An 18,503-nucleotide genomic window follows, 5' to 3' on the forward strand; every position below is an offset into this window, starting at 1 on the left:
AGGAAAATATGAATGAATAAACCGATAATCGGCACAAAAACGATGGTAGTCAGCCCTCACTATCTTGCCTCAATGGCAGGCAGTCAAATATTACAAAAGGGCGGAAATGCGTTTGATGCCGCAATTGCAGTAAGTGCATGTTTGGCGGTTGTATATCCGCATATGACCAGTTTGGGCGGTGATTCCTTCTGGTTAATGTACAATGCCAAGGATTCAAAAGTTCGTGCCTATAATGCCAGCGGACGTTCTGGTTACAAGGTTCATTCCGGCATATATGAAGGTGAAGCCTCCATACCGAACCGTGGTATAAAAAGTGCCATTACCGTTCCGGGAATGGTAGATGGTTGGAACGCGCTTTTACAAGAATATGGTCGCCTTTCCTTCGCGGAAGTATTAGAGCCAGCTATTTCGTATGCAGTGAACGGATTTCCATTTACAAAAGATCAATACGAGAATACAGAAAAAAATATTGATTTACTGTCTAAAATGCCCATTACTTCTGATATTTACACACCAAACCGTTCAATTCCCCGTATCGGTGAGAGATTTGTACAAAAAGATTTAGCGCAAAGCTTACGATATATAGCTAAAGAAGGAAGAGACGGTTTTTATAAAGGAGAGATCGCTCACAAAATCGTTACATATTTACAAAGCAATGGCGGATACCTGACATTAGATGATTTTGCTGATCATATAGGCAATTGGGTTACGCCGTTATCAACCACCTATCGGGGTTATGACGTTTATCAAGTTCCGCCCAATTCACAAGGCTTTACAGGGTTAATGACATTGAATATGCTGGAGAATTTTCAACTGGATCAAATTCCCCACGGATCGTTCGAATATTATCATTTGCTTATAGAAGCATTAAAACTCAGCTTCCGTGACCGGAATCATGTATTAACGGACCCTGCATTTTACGATATTCCAATCAATCAGTTAATAAGTAAAAGCTATGCTGCTGAACTGGTGCAACAAATCGACATGCAGCAAGAGCAAGCTGTGACTTCCCGTTCAATGGGCAACGATACGGCTTATGCTGCAGTGGTGGATCAAGAAGGAAATGCGGTATCGTTTATTCAAAGTCTGTATTTCGAATTTGGTTCAGCGGTTGTCGCTGGAGATACGGGGATTCTGTTGCAAAATCGCGGGTCATTTTTTTCGTTGGATCCCGGCCATGTCAATTATCTGCAGCCTCATAAAAGAACTTTCCATACCTTAATGCCTGCCCTTGCCTGCAAGGACGGGAAACCAAGTATATTATACGGAACTCAAGGCGGCGAAGGACAGCCCCAAACACAGACCGCCATTATTACAAGAATGATTGACTACGGAATGGATCCACAGCAAGCCATCAACGAACCAAGGTGGGTATGGGGACGTACTTGGGGAGAAAGCTCGTCAGACTTAAAAATCGAAAATCGTGTTGACTTGCAAACGATTGAATTATTGAGAAAAGCGGGTCACAAGGTTAAAATGGTGACTGATTTTGATGGAGTAATGGGGCATGCACAGGCGATTCGGATTGATGATCAAGGCTTTTTAAGCGGAGGCGTCGATCCGAGAGGCGATGGTTTGGCCATTGGCTGGTAATAACTAGATGACCAAGGAAGGAGAACTCTTAATATGACGGAATATGACCTTATTACGGATTATGAAACTTTTAATTTAGGCGATGTTCGTTTAAAAAGCGGAGCTACTTTACGCAATGCAAAGCTTGCCTATAAAACCCACGGGACATTGAACCCCAATAAAGATAATGTGATTTTGTTTCCAACCTTCTTTTCCGGCACGCATAAAAATGATGAATATATGATAGGTGAAGGAAAAGCATTAGACCCGGGCAAATATTTCATCATTCAGCTTAATCAGCTTGGGAACGGATTATCTTCTTCGCCGAGCAATACCCCCGCTCCTTACAATCAAGGACGTTTTCCCCGCATAACTATACTTGACAATGTCGAATGCCAGCATAAGCTGGTGACTGAAAAATTCGGCATTGAACGCGTGGCGCTTGTATGCGGTTATTCAATGGCTGCGCAGCAAACTTACCAATGGGCTGCTGCTTATCCAGACATGGTCGAGCGCATTGCACCTTGGTGCGCAACGGCATCCACCACACCTCACAATTTTGTATTTATTGAGGGGTTTGCAAATGCTTTGCGTGCTGATGCGGCTTGGAACAACGGCTTCTATAGTTTGCAGCCAAGTACAGGGTTGCGGGCATTAGCACGTGTTTATGCCGGATGGGGATTATCGCAAGCCTTTTATTACCAAAGGCTTTATCTCGAGCACGGATATTCATCGCTTGAGGATTTCCTGATCGGCTTTTGGGAAGGCAATTTCCTGCGCAAAGATGCAAACAATTTGCTATCGATGGCTTGGACATGGCAGCATGGCGATATTGGCATGACACCTGGTTGTGACGGCAACCGCGAGAAAGCTTTAAGCCGCATTAAAGCAAAAGCGATGATCCTTCCGGGACAGACGGATCTATATTTTCCACTTGAGGACATTCAATATGAAGCGAAGTTTATTCCAAATGCCCAGATCCGCGTAATTCCAAGTATTTACGGTCACTATGCCGGCAGAGGACTTAACAAATCGGACTCTGACTTCGTCGACAATGCAATCAAAGAGTTATTATGCATGTAAAATAAACGGTCGGTTGGCATGGAAAACCACTAACTGCTAGCACATAGTAGACGATCAATAACTGCCGTAAAAGGACGAGCGAGTTTTCGCTTCGTCCTTTTCTACATCAAGCTAACATACCGCTTATTCGGGTATATTTCCATGAATAGTTGGAAATTATACACTTTTTTCAATTTTCTACGAAGCAAATATACTCTTGTATGCATATGGCTTGTTGCCTGTCTTGTCTGACAGATGGAAGGAGTAACTTATGAGCCGTCGGCCATAACCTCACGGACAGACATTAATTTTCTCCCTTCTCGATCCCAAATTTTCAAAAAAACATTTACTACTTCAGGATCAAATTGCTTTCCAGCATTTTTACGGATTTCATCAATTGCATATTCTAAATCACGCTCTCCTCGATATACTCGCTTTGAAGTCATTGCATCAAAGCTATCGGCCACTGCTATAATACGAGCTGCTAATGGAATATTTGCGCCTTCCAAGCTATGCGGGTACCCTTTGCCATCATACCGCTCATGATGATGTAAAATTATATCCAAAATCCCATTACGCTTGAAGTTAGAAATATGTTGTAACATATCAAATCCAATGACTGGATGCTGTTTGATTATTGCAAATTCCTCATTAGTTAATCGAGCAGGTTTACTCAGGAGTACTTCCGGAACACCAATTTTCCCAATATCATGAAGAAGTCCGCCTATATAAATATTTTCACATCTGATTTTGGTTCATTTCCTGGGCTATTTTCTTTGCATAATTAGCCACATTCTCTGAATGGTTTGCGGTATAGTGATCCCTCGAATCTAGCGCTTTGGCCAGAGTAAATGTTAATAGAAATGTATTTTTCTTTTCTTTTATATAAGTCATAACCATAAAAGATACAGAAAAAGTTATTAGATAATAATCTATATATAAATTGACAAACCTTAAGGCGAACATAGAAGGTCCGAATAATGAATTATCTTCTAATAGTAACCGACAACCCACAATTAATCCCACCAAGATAAATCGAATCCAATGTTCCTTCCAATAAGCAAAACCTAAAAGGACGCAAAGCGCAAGATAAGCACTTTGTACAATAGAGAATTCATTAAAAAATACATCATACAAGACCGTAATAAATAAAGTAATAAAAAAGAATACTCGAAAATAAGCAATATGATTTATCCAATTTTCTATGTTTGTTAAAAAGTACTTTTTCATATTAATTCTTCCTTTCCACTATGTTTGATCAACGCAAACTCCCACTTATAAAACGATTGAAATATTATTGTATAGAAATATGGACTGAAATATAAGGAGTGACCTTCTTCTTATTAACTTATCTTGAGGTAACTAGGATACATTGGAGTTACTAAGGCAATATATTTTCAGTACTTAACAAACACAGGACATGTGTTCTATAATGCAACTGAAAATACAAATCGAGTTCCATTGGAGGTACCAACCATGAAATATCGTAAACTTGGCAATACCGGGCTAAAAGTAAGTGAGATCAGCTTAGGCAGTTGGATGACATACGGAGGTTATGTTGAAGATGATAAGTCTGTCAAATCCATCGAGCAAGCTTACAATTTAGGCGTTAACTTCTTCGATACAGCGAATGTATATGAGCGCGGTGAAGCTGAGAAGGTAATGGGTAAAGCCTTGAGTGCTTATCCGAGAGATTCGTATGTATTGGCAACGAAAGTATTTTGGCCAATGGGTGATGGTCCGAATGACCGAGGTTTATCCCGCAAGCATGTTATTGAGCAATGTAATGCTAGCTTAAAACGACTAAATGTCGATTATGTGGACTTGTACTACTGTCACCGCTTCGATCCAGAAACACCGATTGAAGAGACGCTTCGCGCTTTGGATGATCTTGTATCCCAAGGCAAAGTGCTTTATGTAGGTGTAAGCGAATGGACAGCAACACAAATGGTCGAAGCATTGTCGATCGCTGATAAGTATTTGCTGGACCGTATCGTGGTCAACCAACCCGTATACAACATGTTTAACCGTTACATTGAGAAAGAAATCATCCCTGTTGGATCGTCTAAAGGAATTAGTCAAGTTGTATTCTCTCCACTGGCACAAGGTATTCTTACTGGTAAATATCGCGCTGGCGCAAGCATTCCTTCCGACAGCCGGGCTGCAAGTAAAAGCTGGGGCGATGATAAGCTTACGGAAGCTACTCTGAATAAAGTAGAACAATTGATCAAGGTGTCTGACGAGCTCGGCATCAAGGTTTCGCAACTGGCATTAGCATGGATTTTACGTCAGCCTAATGTAGCAAGTGCATTGGTTGGTGCTAGCCGTCCTGAGCAGGTTGTCGAGAACTGTGCCGCTTCCGGAATTGAGCTGTCTGAGGATATCCTTAGCTCCATTGAGGCTATTTTGCAAAGCTAATAAATTAAACGACACATTTGAACTGTGACCCCATTTGTGGAGACCTAAAAGAAAGATCATTAAGTAAGCTGTTAAAAGATGGCTCCTGCATTTTTCGGGAGTCATCTTTTTAATGTCCATTGATAACACCTCAGTACGTCATGGCATATCCCATTGAGCAGCAAGTTGTTCCGTTCGAGGTCACCCAAGCGTAGGTGTCGCAATTTTAAACAATATGTCTATTGATGCACCATAATACTTCACTTATAATTAACGTATAAACGTTTCAATTCGTTGGTGTTGCATTTTAAAACACGTGTATTGAGATCTAAAATTACAGGAGGTAGGAAGCATGAGAATAAAGGCTGCAATTGAACGATTCCCCGGGGGCATGATGATCGTTCCGTTACTCTTAGGAGCCATTATAACCACTTTATTTCCAACTATGGGAAAAACCTTTGGTTCATTTACTGGCGCTCTTATGACAGGATCACTGCCGATTTTGGCAGTCTTTTACGTTTGTATGGGAGCTACAATAAATTTCAAGGCAACTCCTTATATTATGAAAAAAGGTGGCACTCTAATTGCCACTAAAATCATTACAGCTATAGTAGTCGGTTTCATCGCTGCACAGTTTCTTGGAAATGATATGATAAGCAGCGGCTTTTTTGCAGGAATTTCCGTTCTAGCTATAGTAGCCGCTATGAATGATACCAATGGCGGATTATACATGGCTTTAATGGGTCAGTTCGGCAAAAAAGAAGATGTCGGCGCCTACTCAGTCATGAGCCTGGAATCTGGACCATTCTTTACTATGATTACTTTAGGCGTTGCAGGACTGGCAGCCTTTCCATGGCAAACCTTTGTAGGTGCAATACTGCCACTAATTGTGGGAATGATCTTAGGAAACCTAGATAAAGATATGCGTGAGTTTCTTGGAAAAGCCGTTCCCGTTTTGGTTCCTTTCTTTGCTTTTGCTCTTGGCGCTGGCCTTAATCTTCAGACTGTTTGGAAAGCTGGGTTCTTAGGCGTATTGCTAGGTGCTTCTGTCGTTCTAATCACAGGTGTAACACTAATTCTCACAGACCGATTAATCGGCGGTAACGGAATTGCCGGATTGTCGGCAGCTTCAACTGCCGGTAATGCAGCTGGTGTACCCGCTGCTGTAGCTGCTGTCAATGCAGCCTATGCTCCTCTTGTCCCCTCAGCAACTGCCTTGATTGCTTCCTGTGTTATCGTAACTGCCATTCTTGTACCGATCGTTACTGCTTGGTATGCCAAAAAAATTGGTGTCAAAAGTCAAATCATATAGTTAATTTCATCTCATATCTTCCCGGGGTTGACTTCTGGGAACTTGTACGCCACTAAGTAACTATTTGTACAGCTCCATTAAACTAAGAGGCATTTCACAAAGACAGGCATATTTATCCGGTCATACCGAGATTTTGGCCGACTTAACGGGTACGAAAGATTTCTCGATGATGCTGTCTTCGCCAAAGCTCAAGGTTATTCATGTAACAACTCATGTTGGAATTATTGATGCTGTTAAAATGATCAATCCGGAACATGTTTATAAGGTCATTCGAATGGCTAATGAAACGCTGTAAAAGGCAGACTATACATCTCCTAAAATTGCTGTCTGCGGTATTAATCCGCACTAAAAAAAATGGCAGGTCAAGGAATAACCCTTGATCTGCCATTTTACTTTTTTGATCCAATTCAACTTCTAAAACAAAAGTTCATAAAAAACCACAATCCTTATTTACATCGCCAGACCAGCCGAATCAGCTGATGCGGCAAGTTCATCCACGCAAGGCTCCGCTTCTGCTGGGACGCACTTCTACCTCGCAGGCTGGAGCAATGGCTTACACAAATAACAAGAGATAACAAGATTTAGAATTGTCCGAAAGGCGAACCGTATTTGCCGGCAACAGCCATCAGATTTTCCTGCTCTTCCTCATTCATCTTGCGATACCGTTTGGCGGCTTCGACAATCCCCGGCAGGAGGCTAATGTCGCCTGCGCTCGCAAACCCGGTTATGCCGGGATGGGAGAGCACGAAGGAGACGCAGTCATCGGTAATCGACTGCTCATCGAATGGCTCATACCACGTTGCGTATTTCTTCTCCGTACCTTCCGCCCACTCCCCTTTGGCCACGGCCTTGATGATCATCAAACCGGTATTTTGACGAGTCGTCTCTTCCACTAACTCATGAAAAATGCGCCGATACTCCAGGTTGCGATATAAAATAAAATTGAGAGGCGTCAGTACTGTTTCAAACGGAAACCGGCGCATCGCTTCCAGATGAACAGCCGGCGCGATATGACCGTGCCCAGTAATCCCGATATGCTTGACCATGCCCTGTTCCTTCGCCCAAATAGCGGCTTCAAGCGCTCCGCCTTTGGCTGTAACCGCCTCAAGCTCTTCATAACTCGTCACAGCATGCAGCTGGAGCAGGTCCACCTGATCGGTTTGAAGACGAATTAAAGACTGCTCGATTTGCCGCATCGCCGGCTCTTTCTGACGTTCTCCGGTTTTGGTAGCGAGAAAGATATCCTTGCGGATCTTCGGCATCCAGGGACCCATCCGCAATTCGGCATCGCCATAGCTGGCCGCCGTATCGAAATGATTAATACCCGCATCTAGAGCGTACTGAATCGATTCGTCTGCTTGATCCTGAGTGACTTTTCCCAAGCTGGCAGCTCCATAAATAACAACCGTACTTTCTTGATCGATCTGGCCCAGCTTGCGGCGTTCCAATTTGTTTTCCACTGTTGATTGTCTCCTTTGAAAGTATTAATCTCTAGCTCAAACTATAGAACACTATAGGTGCTTTGGTTCAATGTGTGTGGCCAGCGTGCCCCGGATCATGTGAATTCAACGCCTTAAACCAATATCATCTTCGGCCGTCAAGATGCGCCTCAACAGGAATTCGGCTTCCTCATCTGACAGGTCTCCCGATTAAACAAGCTCAGAATGTGCCGATATCCATTATTGGGCGGTGGCTTTCTTAGCTTTATCCACGATTTCGCTGCCGAGTACCTCGTTCATGCTGCCGGTCCGGTATCCTTGCAAATCGAGCGTAACATAAGAGAAACCCAGTGCGATGAATTTAGCGTAAATTTGCTCGCGATGCTCAAGGACCTTATGGATTTCTTCCGGCATCACTTCGATTCGGGCGATTTTGTCATGGTGACGCACCCGAATCTGGTAAAAGCCCAATGTAGACAGAAAATATTCGCCTTCGTCCAATTGATCGATTTTATTTTTTTCTATTTTGGTACCGTATGGAATCCGAGATGACAAACAGGCGAAAGAAGGCTTGTTCCAGGTCGGTAGTTTCAAATCCTTGGAAAGCTGGCGGATTTCATCCTTTTTCAATCCCGCTTCCTGAAGGACGCTGCGGACCCCCTGCTCATTTTTAGCCTGAAGACCAGGCCTGTAGTCGCCGAGATCGTCAATGTTGGAGCCGTCCAGCAAATAAGGGTAATCCATATCCGCCGCAACCGCCTGCAAGTGAGTATATAGTCCGGTTTTGCAGTGATAGCAGCGGTCTGGGTTGTTGGCAACGAAGCTGGCGTTTTCGAATTCCTTCACTTCCGTTTTATAGATCTGAACCCCTATATCGGCGGCAAGTTGCACCGCAGCATCGAATTCGCGGGTCGGAAATGTCTCAGAAGCAGCCGTTATAGCGAGGACTTGATCTCCCAGTTCCTGCGTGGCGCGTTTCAGGACAAACGTACTGTCGACGCCTCCTGAAAAGGCGATCATTACACGGCCCATTCCCCTTAGAATTTCACCAAGCTTTCGGTCCTTTTCAAGCAAAGTCAGCGTTATAGCCATTTCCGGTTCTCCTCCATATTCAACAAATTGATTCTTCGTTTTGTAATTTTCATGATGCGGAGATCCGTCTTAGACATCAGTTACAAGAAGCTCACGCTCTCAGGAATCTACGATGGCGTCCCAGTTTTTCCGACTAGAATTCGGCATTTTGCTTTTGCGGTCCATGTACACATTATGGGCAAAAATTTCACTGCAAAACCGTTCCTGATCTGTTCATGACCTTCATAGCCTTGCGATGATGGTCTTCCCAAGTGACAAATCCGTGCGGTCCAGATTGTAAGTTTTCCCGGTGCAGTATGCTTTGCCAATTATCCCATCAAACTCCTTAGCAGCATCATCCATATGCAAGAAGGAATGGAGTCCTTAACGGAAAACCTTGTCCAACAGCGCATTGTCTTCGCCGGCTATCCCTCTTCCATAGTCCGTTATCGGCCTTAAAGGATGATCCTCCGAAACAAGCCGAAACGCAGCTATTCTATCGCTTCCTCCCTGCGATCCGTTGCCGGCGGCGGAGTTATCGAAAGCCCGGAAATTTCCTGGCGCCATTCCGGAGTCATCTGTATTTGCAGTGCCGCTAGAGAAGGTTCAAGCTGTTCCAAATTACGAGCCCCTATGATCGGCGCCGTAACCGCTGGATGAGACATGACCCATGCTACGGCAAGCGATGCCGGATGCAGCTCGCGCACCTGCGCATATTCGGTGAATCGTTCCGCGATCTGGTAATATTGGCTGTCGCCATACCGCAGGTTGTACATCTTCTGTTCAACTAAACGACCTTGGACCGATGCATTTCCGGATCCGTATTTTCCAGTCAATAACCCGCCTCCGAGCGGACTGTACGAAATAATACCGACCTTCTCGGACTCAGCCAATGGTAGAATTTCCACTTCCGACTGCCTTTTGACTAAATTGTACATGGGCTGAATGCATTCGAATCGGGCCAGGCTTTCCTTGGAGGAAATCCCAAGCCCCTTGGCGATTTGCCACGCTGCCCAATTACTGACAGCCGGGTAAATAATTTTCCCTTGCTTCTGTAGATCGTCTAAGGCTCTGAGCGTTTCCTCCATTGCCGTATTTGGATCAAAATGATGGACGAAATACAAATCCAAACGATCGGTATTCAATCGTTTTAAACTTTTTTCAACCTCCAGCATAATATGCCTTCGGGATAACCCTTTCGCGTTCACGTCTTTCCCGGTCGGCATACACACTTTGGAAGTAAGCACTAATTCATTACGGCTGCCGGCAATCAACTTGCCTAGTATTTCTTCCGAACGGCCCTCATTATATGCATTGGCCGTATCGAAGAAATTGATCCCCAGCTCCCGACACCGCTTAAACATGGAAGCCGATGTTTGTTCATCGGCAGCACCTCCAAAGGACATTGTCCCAAAGCAAAGGCTGGAAACTTGAATGCCCGTTTTTCCAAGAGTTCTGTACTCCATTTGTATCCCCCCATTAATATTGCATGAAAATAAGATCAAATATTTTCCCGTCTCTTCAACCTATTGTGCAGCACCAAACATCCGCATGATACGCTTTGTCAATCCAATTCCAAAATTAAGGTCGTCTCCTGCGACTAGTACCTGATATCTATCTCGTTTAACACGCGTTTATCCACAAAAAAAGTAAAGAGCAGAAAAGACTTAGCCATAATCGACAGTCTCGCCACCAGGACCTGGGAAAATTCCATCCAGATGGTTCATAGATTCTTCCATCAACTTGATATCGTTTACTCGCAACGTATTCAAGAATTGCGGCAGAGCTTGCCAAATAGTTCCCAGCTTAACTTGGTTGGCTTCCACCCGTTCTTGGAAACGCGTGCTTCTCGCATTACACGAGGCCTTCACGCATATGAATTGTCATTCACATTATCAATTATAGATAACCATTCCTCCCCTGAGAAGGAGTGAATATTTTTAAACTAAGTTACCTGTAGTTAACTGTAGGCTTACACAAACGATAAATTTATTACTTTTAATACGTTAATCTTCTGCTTTATAAAAAGTCTCGCATGCAATGCATGTTTAAAAGAATTCTAATCATAGCAATAAATCATAAACAACAATAGGAGATAATCTAAACAAATCCTAAACAACTGAACAAAGGAGCAGTTTGCCACGGCGGCAGACCTGCTCCTCGCTTTGTACAATTGTAGTTTTTAACAACATCTGCTTTTTCATGCCTACTCGGAGGGAAAATTCGGGCTGAAGTATGGAGCAACCACCCCGTAGTCAACAGCTTTATTGAAAGCCGATATATGGATGAGGAATATACGGCTCTTCTAGAAAAGCAATCTCGTCAGGCGTTAACGTGACTGAAAGAGCTGCTACTCCATCTTCCAGATGGGATACTTTAGTCACCCCGATAATCGGTGACGTAATGGGCTCCTTCTGCAACACCCAGGCAAGCGCGATGTGGGAGCGCGGAACTCCGCGTTGCTCCGCGAGTGCCGCAACCCGATCCACAATCACCCGATCTCCGTCCTCGTGCGGGCCGTATTGGGATTTCTGCACTTGGTCCGTTTCGGAGCGATGGGTTGCTTCTTCCCAGTCTCGCGTCAATCTTCCTTTGGCAAGCGGGCTATACGGAATAACCGCTATCTTCTGGTCCTTGCATAGCGGGAGCATCTCCCTCTCCTCTTCCCGGTAGATAAGGTTATAATGATTCTGCATCGATACGAATCGGGTCCATCCATTTTTCTCCGCGATATGCTGCGCCTTCAGGAACTGCCACGCGTACATGGCAGAAGCGCCAATATATCTCGCTTTGCCGGCCTTCACCACATCGTGAAGCGCCTCCATCGTTTCTTCGATCGGCGTTTCATAATCCCAGCGATGAATTTGGTACAAATCCACGTAATCCGTACCCAGACGTCTTAGACTATGATCGATTTCCGCCATGATTGCCTTCCGGGATAAACCTGCTGAATTCGGACCTTGGCGCATTGGAAAACGTACCTTCGTCGCAAGAACAACTTCATCCCGATTAGCGTAATCCTTTAGCGCCCGCCCGACAATTTCCTCGCTAGTTCCGACAGCGTACATATTTGCCGTATCGAAAAAGTTGATGCCAAGCTCGAGGGCTTTTTTTATGATCGGTCGGCTCCGTTCCTCGTCTAGTACCCACGGATGACTCCATCGCTCCGCAACACCAAAACTCATACAGCCAATACACAACCTTGATACGTCCATGCCGGTATTTCCGAATTTCACATACTCCATTTTATTGCCTCCTCTTTTCTAACTAAATTCGCTGCGGCGCGGCAGTGAGAACCACAGTCCGTCGAGCCATGCTATCTGCTGCTGCGTCAAGACATTCATGTCAGCGGCTTGCAAGCTCGCATCCAATTGCTCCGGACGACTGGCGCCAATAATGGCAGAGGTAATGCCCGGCTGCTGCGTGACCCACTTTATGGCAGTTGTCACAGGATTCAAATTGTGCTCTTCACACCAGACCCGGTACCGATCAACTGCGTCGAGCGTCGCTTCTTTCCAGTATCGTTCTTGGTAGAAGATCCCCGCATTGTTCCCGAGTCCAAACCGGGTCCCTTCTTCGATAAGAGCGTTTTTTCCATACCGGCCCGACAACATGCCACCAGCGAGTGGGTTGTATGTAATAATGCCGATCCCTTCATCAAGTGCCATAGGAACCAAATCGTCCTCAATCATCCGAAACAACAGATTGTACCGAGGCTGAACGCTTACGATCCTGGCGTAATTTTTCCGCTCCGCAATGCCGTTTGCCTTGGCTACCTGCCAGGCGCGCCAGTTCGAGATCCCGATGTAACGGACTTTTCCTTGCTGGACAAGATCGCCCATCGCGCGGAGCGTTTCATCCATGGGCGTGTCTGGGTCGTATTGGTGTGCTTGATAAAGATCAAGATAGTCCGTCTTTAAGCGGCGCAGACTGTCTTCAACCGCAGTGAAGATATGCTTCCTGCTCAAGCCCTTTTCGTTGGGGCCAGGTCCCATCGCGCCAAAACACTTTGTCGCAAGCACCAGTTTGTCTCGTTTACCTTGCAGCCACTCCCCGATGATCGACTCGGTTGCACCGGCGACGGCATGCGATTGCCTTCCAATCGGGTACACATCGGCCGTGTCAATGAAATTCACACCAGACTCATAGGCTTTGTCCAAAATTTCGAAGGAAACCTTTTTGTCCGCTTGGTTGCCAAAGGTCATTGTTCCCAAGCACAAACTCGTTACCTTTAATCCCGTATTTCCTAATGAACGAATCTCCATTTGATCACCTCTCTTGATGGGTAGGGCGAATAGTTAATTATTTCTCGGGTGTAAATACGTCTTTTGCAAACATAATGGCTGACATTGCTTTCGGCCAACCTGCATAGAAGGCAAGATGGGTCATCGCTTCGATTAGCTCTTCTTCCGACAGACCGTTTTGTTTTGCTAAATTTAAATGGTTTTTCAGCTGCTGCGTATTTCCCCCAGTGATTAGGCTCGCTACGGTAATCAAACTGCGGTCACGCGGAGAAAGTCCCTCGCGCTTCCATACATCTCCAAATAATACTTCGTCAGTTAGTTCAACCAACTTAGGCGCGAAATCTCCGATCGCCTTTTGAGCAATAGTAAGTTCTTTGAAATCTGACATTTTAATCGCTCCCTTTCACACTTATTATGCTACACTTTGCAAAGTGATCGTTATCCCATTCGTCTCAAATGATTGCCTAATCCTCTCGCCACTACTTTCGAAATTGAAGATTGTTATATTATAATGAGATCATCAAAGGTCAACTCGTAAGGAGGATAGTATGTCAGAACGTATTGATAACCTACAGAATGAACTCGCCGAACTAATTGAGCGACATGCGGGTCAAGACGGTGTTTACGAGACGAAGATTCCATCTTTATTTATTGTTCGTGCCTCGCAAGTATCTCAGCCTGTTTACAGAGTATACAAACCTTGCTTATGTTTCATCGCTCAAGGTTTTAAAGACATACTACTGTCCCAGGAGCGATTTGAGTATGGACCTGCTGACTATCTGGTATCGTCCATGAACTTGCCGGTGATCGGTCACGTCATAAAGGCTTCTCCCGATGAGCCTTATCTTAGCTTAAAGCTGGAATTTACGCAGAACCAAATATTAGAGGTATTAAATGAGGGAAATATTCAAATCAACCCGCAAGAAAGTACAAAACGTGCGATGTTTGTCGGCGAGATCGAGTTATCCATATTGGATGCGATCATGAGATTGTCTCGTTTACTGGACAAACCGACAGACATTCCGTTTCTGGCTCCCTACTACACAAAAGAAATCTTATACAGGCTTCTTCAAGGGCAGTACGGTATTACTCTGGCTCAAATCGCGATGGAAGGTAGTAGCACTTACCGAATCCGGGAGGCTATCGATCAAATTATCAATAACATGGATAAGCCTTTACGAATCGAGGAGCTTGCGGAATTAGCCAATATGGGGATTTCTACGTTTCACAGGCACTTCAAAGAAGTAACTGCCATGAGTCCGCTTCAGTTTCAAAAACAGCTGCGATTACAGGAAGCCCGGCGCCTATTAATGTCCGAATCAACGGATGCCGCCGATGTGGCTTTCCGAGTAGGCTATGAAAGTGCATCGCAGTTCAGCCGTGAATATTCTCGTATGTTTGGTTTTCCACCTAGAGAAGATATAAAGCGCTTGAAGGCGGGCTACAACCAACGGGTCCACGCGTAAAGCAAGCAAAACAGGGAGCAGTAGCTTAGGCGACTGCTCCCTGTTTAACGTTATTCATGTGGCGGCGAGAGGTTTAGGCAAACATTTGAGACGATTGGGATAACGATCGCTTTATCATCTGATGCATAATAAGATTGTGATAAGAGTGGCTGTTATGGATATGATTGAGTTGACTTGCACATAATCATAAAAAACTGGAGGATTTTATATGCAAAATGTAATCTTGAACAATGGTACCCAGATGCCGGTACTCGGTTTTGGTGTTTTTCAAATCCAAGATGCAAATGAATGTGAACAAAGCGTTTATGACGCTATTATGGCAGGATATCGTTTGATTGATACCGCTGCCTCTTATCTAAATGAGGAAGCAGTTGGCAGAGGGATTAAACGTAGCGGCGTGGCAAGAGAAGAGTTATTTATAACTACGAAACTTTGGGTTCAGGATACTGGTTATGAGCGCACAAAAAAGGCATTTGAAAAATCATTGGAAAGATTACAATTGGATTATTTGGATTTGTATTTAATTCATCAGCCATTCGGCGATGTACATGGTTCTTGGCGCGCTATGGAAGAATTGCATCGTGAAGGAAAGGTCCGTGCAATTGGCGTTAGTAACTTCCATGAGGATCGTCTGATCGATTTGATCATTCATAATGAAGTCGTTCCTGCAGTAAATCAGGTTGAAACACATCCTTTCAACCAACAAATCGAAAATGCAAAATTCATGAAAGAGAATAATGTTCAGATTGAATCCTGGGCGCCTTTTGCTGAAGGGAAAAATAACTTGTTCCAGAATGAGGTATTGATAAATATAGCTGAAAAATATAATAAATCCGTTGCTCAAGTCGTTTTACGCTGGTTGACACAAAGAGAAGTCGTCGTGATTCCAAAGTCTGTCCGTAAAGAAAGAATTATTGAAAACTTCAACATTTTTGACTTTACATTAAGCCAAGAAGATATGGCGTTCATTACTAAGTTAGATACGAAACAGAGCCTGTTCTTTTCACATCGCGATCCTGAAAAGGTGAAATGGCTTGGAACCCGTAAACTTGATATTTAATAAGAATATTGGGGCTGCAGCCGTTAACTAGCTGTAGCCTCTTCTCTTGATGAAGCCCTTGCTCAAGCTGATGATATTAATCTAATACAATAAATTTCAGGTGGAGTTTTTCATAATTAATGAGAATAGAATTTCGATTAAGTTCGTTTCAAGCTCGTTTTTTCAAAATTTTTGAGAATTATCCTTAAGATCATCATACATTTTTTATGCAATAAATGTATATTATTAACACTTGAGGTTTTATTATGACTTTTTCCAACAAAAAATGCTTAAGTGTTGACTTCAATTAGTCAAACTTAAGCATTATTTTTACCCATCTATAAAAATTCGAAAAGCATCTTTAATACAACTCTAGCAATGTACTTGAATCTCTAAGATACTTGATAATTTATTGTTAAACTTCTTATAAATATTGTCTCGGGTAAATTAAATTTTTCGAAGATTCAACCCCAAGATAAATAATCTTTATATCTACTCTAGTTGCAATTGAAGAAATAAAATTAAAGTGTTCTTTCATTAAAATTAATAAATCTGTTCCATTTTTCGTCAAAAGTATTACCGAGGCCACCAAACTTGTTCCCGTCCATGGCTATTATAGACCGAACATTCATTGCTGACTGGTGTTTTTCTTAGGGAAAGTTTTTCAGCAAAGAATATATAAGATTTCAGGAGGTGTCTACTGCTCCATATTAAGCTGCATGTTGAATAACGTAGCATTAATTGTTATTTAGTGGTGTCTAATCTACATGGTGCATAGCGGTAATCGTTAATTCGTTTTGTACTGCTGGTTATGGCGAGCTGGTTGTTTACTTGAGAAAACGTATAAACTATCGTCTCATTTCCGTCAGGGTTGCCTTCTAACACCGCGCTAACTCTGATTAGCTTTGTATTTTTGCTAAGAACTTTCAATGAGACTACTTGGTATGGAACAGGTCCAGGATCTCCTACAATTAGATATAATTGCCCACGGTAACGTAGTGGTTTTAAATTACACAGCATAATAAGACTCAAGCGTTGACTCCAATAGCGTTTGAAGTAGGTAATAATTTTTGATCTCGTATTAAATCGGACAGGAAGTTTTTGATATTCTGTACCATCAATAACAATAATCCTTTCGTTCTCTTTAGAGTCGTACACTCTAAACCAAATAACTTCGGCTTGGTTAATAATGTCTCGGAGTGTTGATTCAGTTTGCGATAAGGTCGTCGTATGATTCACCTCCTGGATAACCTATGTATGGGACGTGAAAAGCTATAATGAGCCTTGAGAACAATCACGTTTATAGACTATTGTTGTTTTTCTTCTAACTATGGGCAGGAATTAATATTTTCACCTTCATCTTTACTTCCTAACTTAGTAAATTCAGAAAGCCTGTTGTGTGTTAATTATCCTCACCTAAAATCCCAAAAAAAGGCATTCATTAACCAAAAATAGTTATACGTATAAATTTAAGTAGATACGCATTATTATAATCTTTATCCCTGCTCTGTGCATAATTTATAGGATAGAACAAAAATAAATAGTCTAGTGGAGGGATTTCCGTGCCTGGACCCACAAGGAGTGAAGTAGTATCTTTTATTCAGAAAGCAGAATTAGCATGGGAAGAAGTCATTGCATCCGCAGAGAGGAAATCTATCATTATACGAGGTGATCATTATTTTAGACTTCCAATGAAATTTTCGACTCGTTCTAAAGTAGTGACTTATTTTCGCAAATATTGGAGCACCCTCTACTCAACACGAATGTTTTGTGCTACGAATGCACGATCAATAGGAGGAAGACTGTATATACCTGCAGGAGATGCAGGTCCTTTGCCTGAGCGGGTTGTTCGACTTACTATCCTAAGCCGTGCAATCAACAGACTTGTAGTTAAAGCTGTTCTACAGTCCTCAGACTTTGAAAAGCAAACAGTCGTTTACACGATTTCTAGAAATACTTTAACAGGCAAGCTAACAATTGTATTCAGAAGTTCTCCTGATTATCGATACCGTCCTTGTGATTACCTGTGAAAGATCGAATAGGAGGAGTACGACATGGTTTCGAGAAACCGACTTATAGCATTTATTCAGAGTGCGGAAATGGCCTGGGAGAGAGTAGTCTTTTCGTATGATCTAAACAGTAAACCGATTCGAATCGGCGATTTTGATTACTACAGACTTCCCTTACGCTTCTCGACCCGAATCAAAATTTTTCGGTATTATCGCCAATTTTGGAACAGTGTGTACGCAAATCGCATGATCTGCTCCGCAGGTTTCAAAAACATTCAAGGGCGTCTTTACTCTCCTGATGCAGATACGGGAGGATTACCTAGTAGAGTGTTGAATTTAAAAATAATAAACCAAACAAGCACCAATATAATAGTTGACGCTATTCTAGGTATGCCAGGCGACTCAATCGATGATGGGGAAACTGTTCGTTATTTCATCTTGCGCCACCCAACTACCGAAGTACTTACGATCAATTTGCGCAGAAGCCGATTTGCCGATTACCGTTACGATCCTTGCAAAAAAGGTAGTAGGATACTAAGAAGACAAAAATAAACCCATAAAGCAATAAAGTAAGTCCGCTGCCGTAAGAAGACAGCGGGCTACCCATTTTGTTTAATATGGTGTTTTCAACAATTCCAACCTAAATGTCTCCCATCGATGCAAAGCACATTAATGCTTAGAGCCTCTCTTCGCACGCACATTATTCTGGACTTTTCTATAAAACAAATCAGCGTTGCCATTTAAATTGGGAGCGCTGATTTGTTTTTATATTCTTAATCGAGCTACATACTGGTATACGTATTTTTTAAATTGTTTGGTTTTGACTCATCTCACTTATGGGGTCAGTTCCGATGGCCCCTGGTGGTCCTTATTGCTACGGGACCATGTTGTT

At 43.1% G+C, this 18,503-nt stretch carries 18 protein-coding genes and 1 pseudogene; 9 read left to right on the forward strand and 10 right to left on the reverse strand.

Translation table 11 applies throughout. The features are described 5' to 3' along the window. The first annotated feature begins 12 nt into the window (after positions 1–12). The gene (ggt, locus tag AC58UW_RS01975) at positions 13–1,593 is read left to right on the forward strand and encodes a gamma-glutamyltransferase (protein WP_497419044.1); all 1,581 of its coding nucleotides are present in this window, start codon (positions 13–15) and stop codon (positions 1,591–1,593) included. 33 nt (positions 1,594–1,626) lie between these two features. Then, positions 1,627–2,655, forward strand: a complete 1,029-nt coding sequence (locus AC58UW_RS01980; RefSeq protein WP_497419045.1) for an alpha/beta fold hydrolase — start codon at positions 1,627–1,629, stop codon at positions 2,653–2,655. Between the two features lie 248 nt (positions 2,656–2,903). Here AC58UW_RS01980 and AC58UW_RS01985 read toward each other — a convergent pair whose 3' ends face one another. Beyond that, on the reverse strand, positions 2,904–3,383 hold the full coding sequence (locus AC58UW_RS01985; protein ID WP_497419320.1) for an HD-GYP domain-containing protein: 480 nt from the start codon (positions 3,381–3,383) through the stop codon (positions 2,904–2,906). Further along, a complete protein-coding gene (locus AC58UW_RS01990; RefSeq protein ID WP_497419046.1) occupies positions 3,373–3,864 on the reverse strand; it encodes a hypothetical protein in 492 nt (163 codons plus the stop codon). Before AC58UW_RS01990 ends, AC58UW_RS01985 begins: the two co-directional genes overlap by 11 nt. 246 nt (positions 3,865–4,110) lie before the next feature. On the opposite strand from AC58UW_RS01990, the gene AC58UW_RS01995 reads away from it, so the two are divergent. The 3 genes and pseudogenes from AC58UW_RS01995 to AC58UW_RS02005 form a co-directional block, all read left to right on the forward strand. After that, on the forward strand, positions 4,111–5,052 hold the full coding sequence (locus AC58UW_RS01995; protein WP_497419047.1) for an aldo/keto reductase family protein: 942 nt from the start codon (positions 4,111–4,113) through the stop codon (positions 5,050–5,052). Between the two features lie 331 nt (positions 5,053–5,383). Next, complete coding sequence (locus AC58UW_RS02000) at positions 5,384–6,343, forward strand: 2-keto-3-deoxygluconate permease (protein WP_497419048.1); 960 nt, start codon at positions 5,384–5,386, stop codon at positions 6,341–6,343. A gap of 62 nt (positions 6,344–6,405) precedes the next feature. After that, a pseudogene (locus AC58UW_RS02005) lies at positions 6,406–6,635 on the forward strand (4-hydroxythreonine-4-phosphate dehydrogenase PdxA); the annotation flags it as partial. Positions 6,636–6,924: 289 nt separating this feature from the next. Here AC58UW_RS02005 and AC58UW_RS02010 read toward each other — a convergent pair. From AC58UW_RS02010 to AC58UW_RS02040, 7 genes are all read right to left on the reverse strand, one after another. After that, positions 6,925–7,803 (reverse strand): aldo/keto reductase, encoded by an 879-nt coding sequence (locus AC58UW_RS02010; RefSeq protein ID WP_497419049.1) that lies wholly within the window; start codon positions 7,801–7,803, stop codon positions 6,925–6,927. 219 nt (positions 7,804–8,022) lie between these two features. Beyond that, positions 8,023–8,874: an ATP-dependent sacrificial sulfur transferase LarE gene (gene larE, locus AC58UW_RS02015; protein WP_497419050.1), complete on the reverse strand. Its 852-nt coding sequence runs from the start codon at positions 8,872–8,874 to the stop codon at positions 8,023–8,025. A 470-nt stretch (positions 8,875–9,344) separates the two neighbouring features. Beyond that, positions 9,345–10,319: an aldo/keto reductase gene (locus AC58UW_RS02020; RefSeq protein ID WP_497419051.1), complete on the reverse strand. Its 975-nt coding sequence runs from the start codon at positions 10,317–10,319 to the stop codon at positions 9,345–9,347. Positions 10,320–10,520: 201 nt separating this feature from the next. Continuing rightward, positions 10,521–10,679, reverse strand: a complete 159-nt coding sequence (locus tag AC58UW_RS02025) for a hypothetical protein (protein WP_497419052.1) — start codon at positions 10,677–10,679, stop codon at positions 10,521–10,523. Positions 10,680–11,117: 438 nt separating this feature from the next. Next, complete coding sequence (locus AC58UW_RS02030; protein WP_497419053.1) at positions 11,118–12,098, reverse strand: aldo/keto reductase; 981 nt, start codon at positions 12,096–12,098, stop codon at positions 11,118–11,120. An 18-nt stretch (positions 12,099–12,116) separates the two neighbouring features. Then, on the reverse strand, positions 12,117–13,118 hold the full coding sequence (locus AC58UW_RS02035) for an aldo/keto reductase (protein WP_497419054.1): 1,002 nt from the start codon (positions 13,116–13,118) through the stop codon (positions 12,117–12,119). Positions 13,119–13,155: 37 nt separating this feature from the next. After that, positions 13,156–13,485, reverse strand: coding sequence for a carboxymuconolactone decarboxylase family protein (locus AC58UW_RS02040; protein ID WP_497419055.1), 330 nt, complete (start codon positions 13,483–13,485; stop codon positions 13,156–13,158). A 160-nt stretch (positions 13,486–13,645) separates the two neighbouring features. On the opposite strand from AC58UW_RS02040, the gene AC58UW_RS02045 reads away from it, so the two are divergent. Both AC58UW_RS02045 and AC58UW_RS02050 read left to right on the forward strand, forming a co-directional pair. Further along, positions 13,646–14,563, forward strand: coding sequence for an AraC family transcriptional regulator (locus tag AC58UW_RS02045; RefSeq protein ID WP_497419056.1), 918 nt, complete (start codon positions 13,646–13,648; stop codon positions 14,561–14,563). A gap of 208 nt (positions 14,564–14,771) precedes the next feature. Then, the gene (locus AC58UW_RS02050; RefSeq protein WP_497419057.1) at positions 14,772–15,623 is read left to right on the forward strand and encodes an aldo/keto reductase; all 852 of its coding nucleotides are present in this window, start codon (positions 14,772–14,774) and stop codon (positions 15,621–15,623) included. A 723-nt stretch (positions 15,624–16,346) separates the two neighbouring features. Here AC58UW_RS02050 and AC58UW_RS02055 read toward each other — a convergent pair. Next, positions 16,347–16,841 (reverse strand): DL-endopeptidase inhibitor IseA family protein, encoded by a 495-nt coding sequence (locus AC58UW_RS02055; protein ID WP_497419058.1) that lies wholly within the window; start codon positions 16,839–16,841, stop codon positions 16,347–16,349. A 323-nt stretch (positions 16,842–17,164) separates the two neighbouring features. On the opposite strand from AC58UW_RS02055, the gene AC58UW_RS02060 reads away from it, so the two are divergent. After that, positions 17,165–17,632: a DL-endopeptidase inhibitor IseA family protein gene (locus tag AC58UW_RS02060; protein ID WP_497419059.1), complete on the forward strand. Its 468-nt coding sequence runs from the start codon at positions 17,165–17,167 to the stop codon at positions 17,630–17,632. Positions 17,633–17,656: 24 nt separating this feature from the next. Continuing rightward, the gene (locus tag AC58UW_RS02065) at positions 17,657–18,163 is read left to right on the forward strand and encodes a DL-endopeptidase inhibitor IseA family protein (RefSeq protein ID WP_497419060.1); all 507 of its coding nucleotides are present in this window, start codon (positions 17,657–17,659) and stop codon (positions 18,161–18,163) included. Positions 18,164–18,503 lie beyond the last annotated feature (340 nt).

Source organism: Paenibacillus sp. J22R160 (assembly GCF_059692135.1).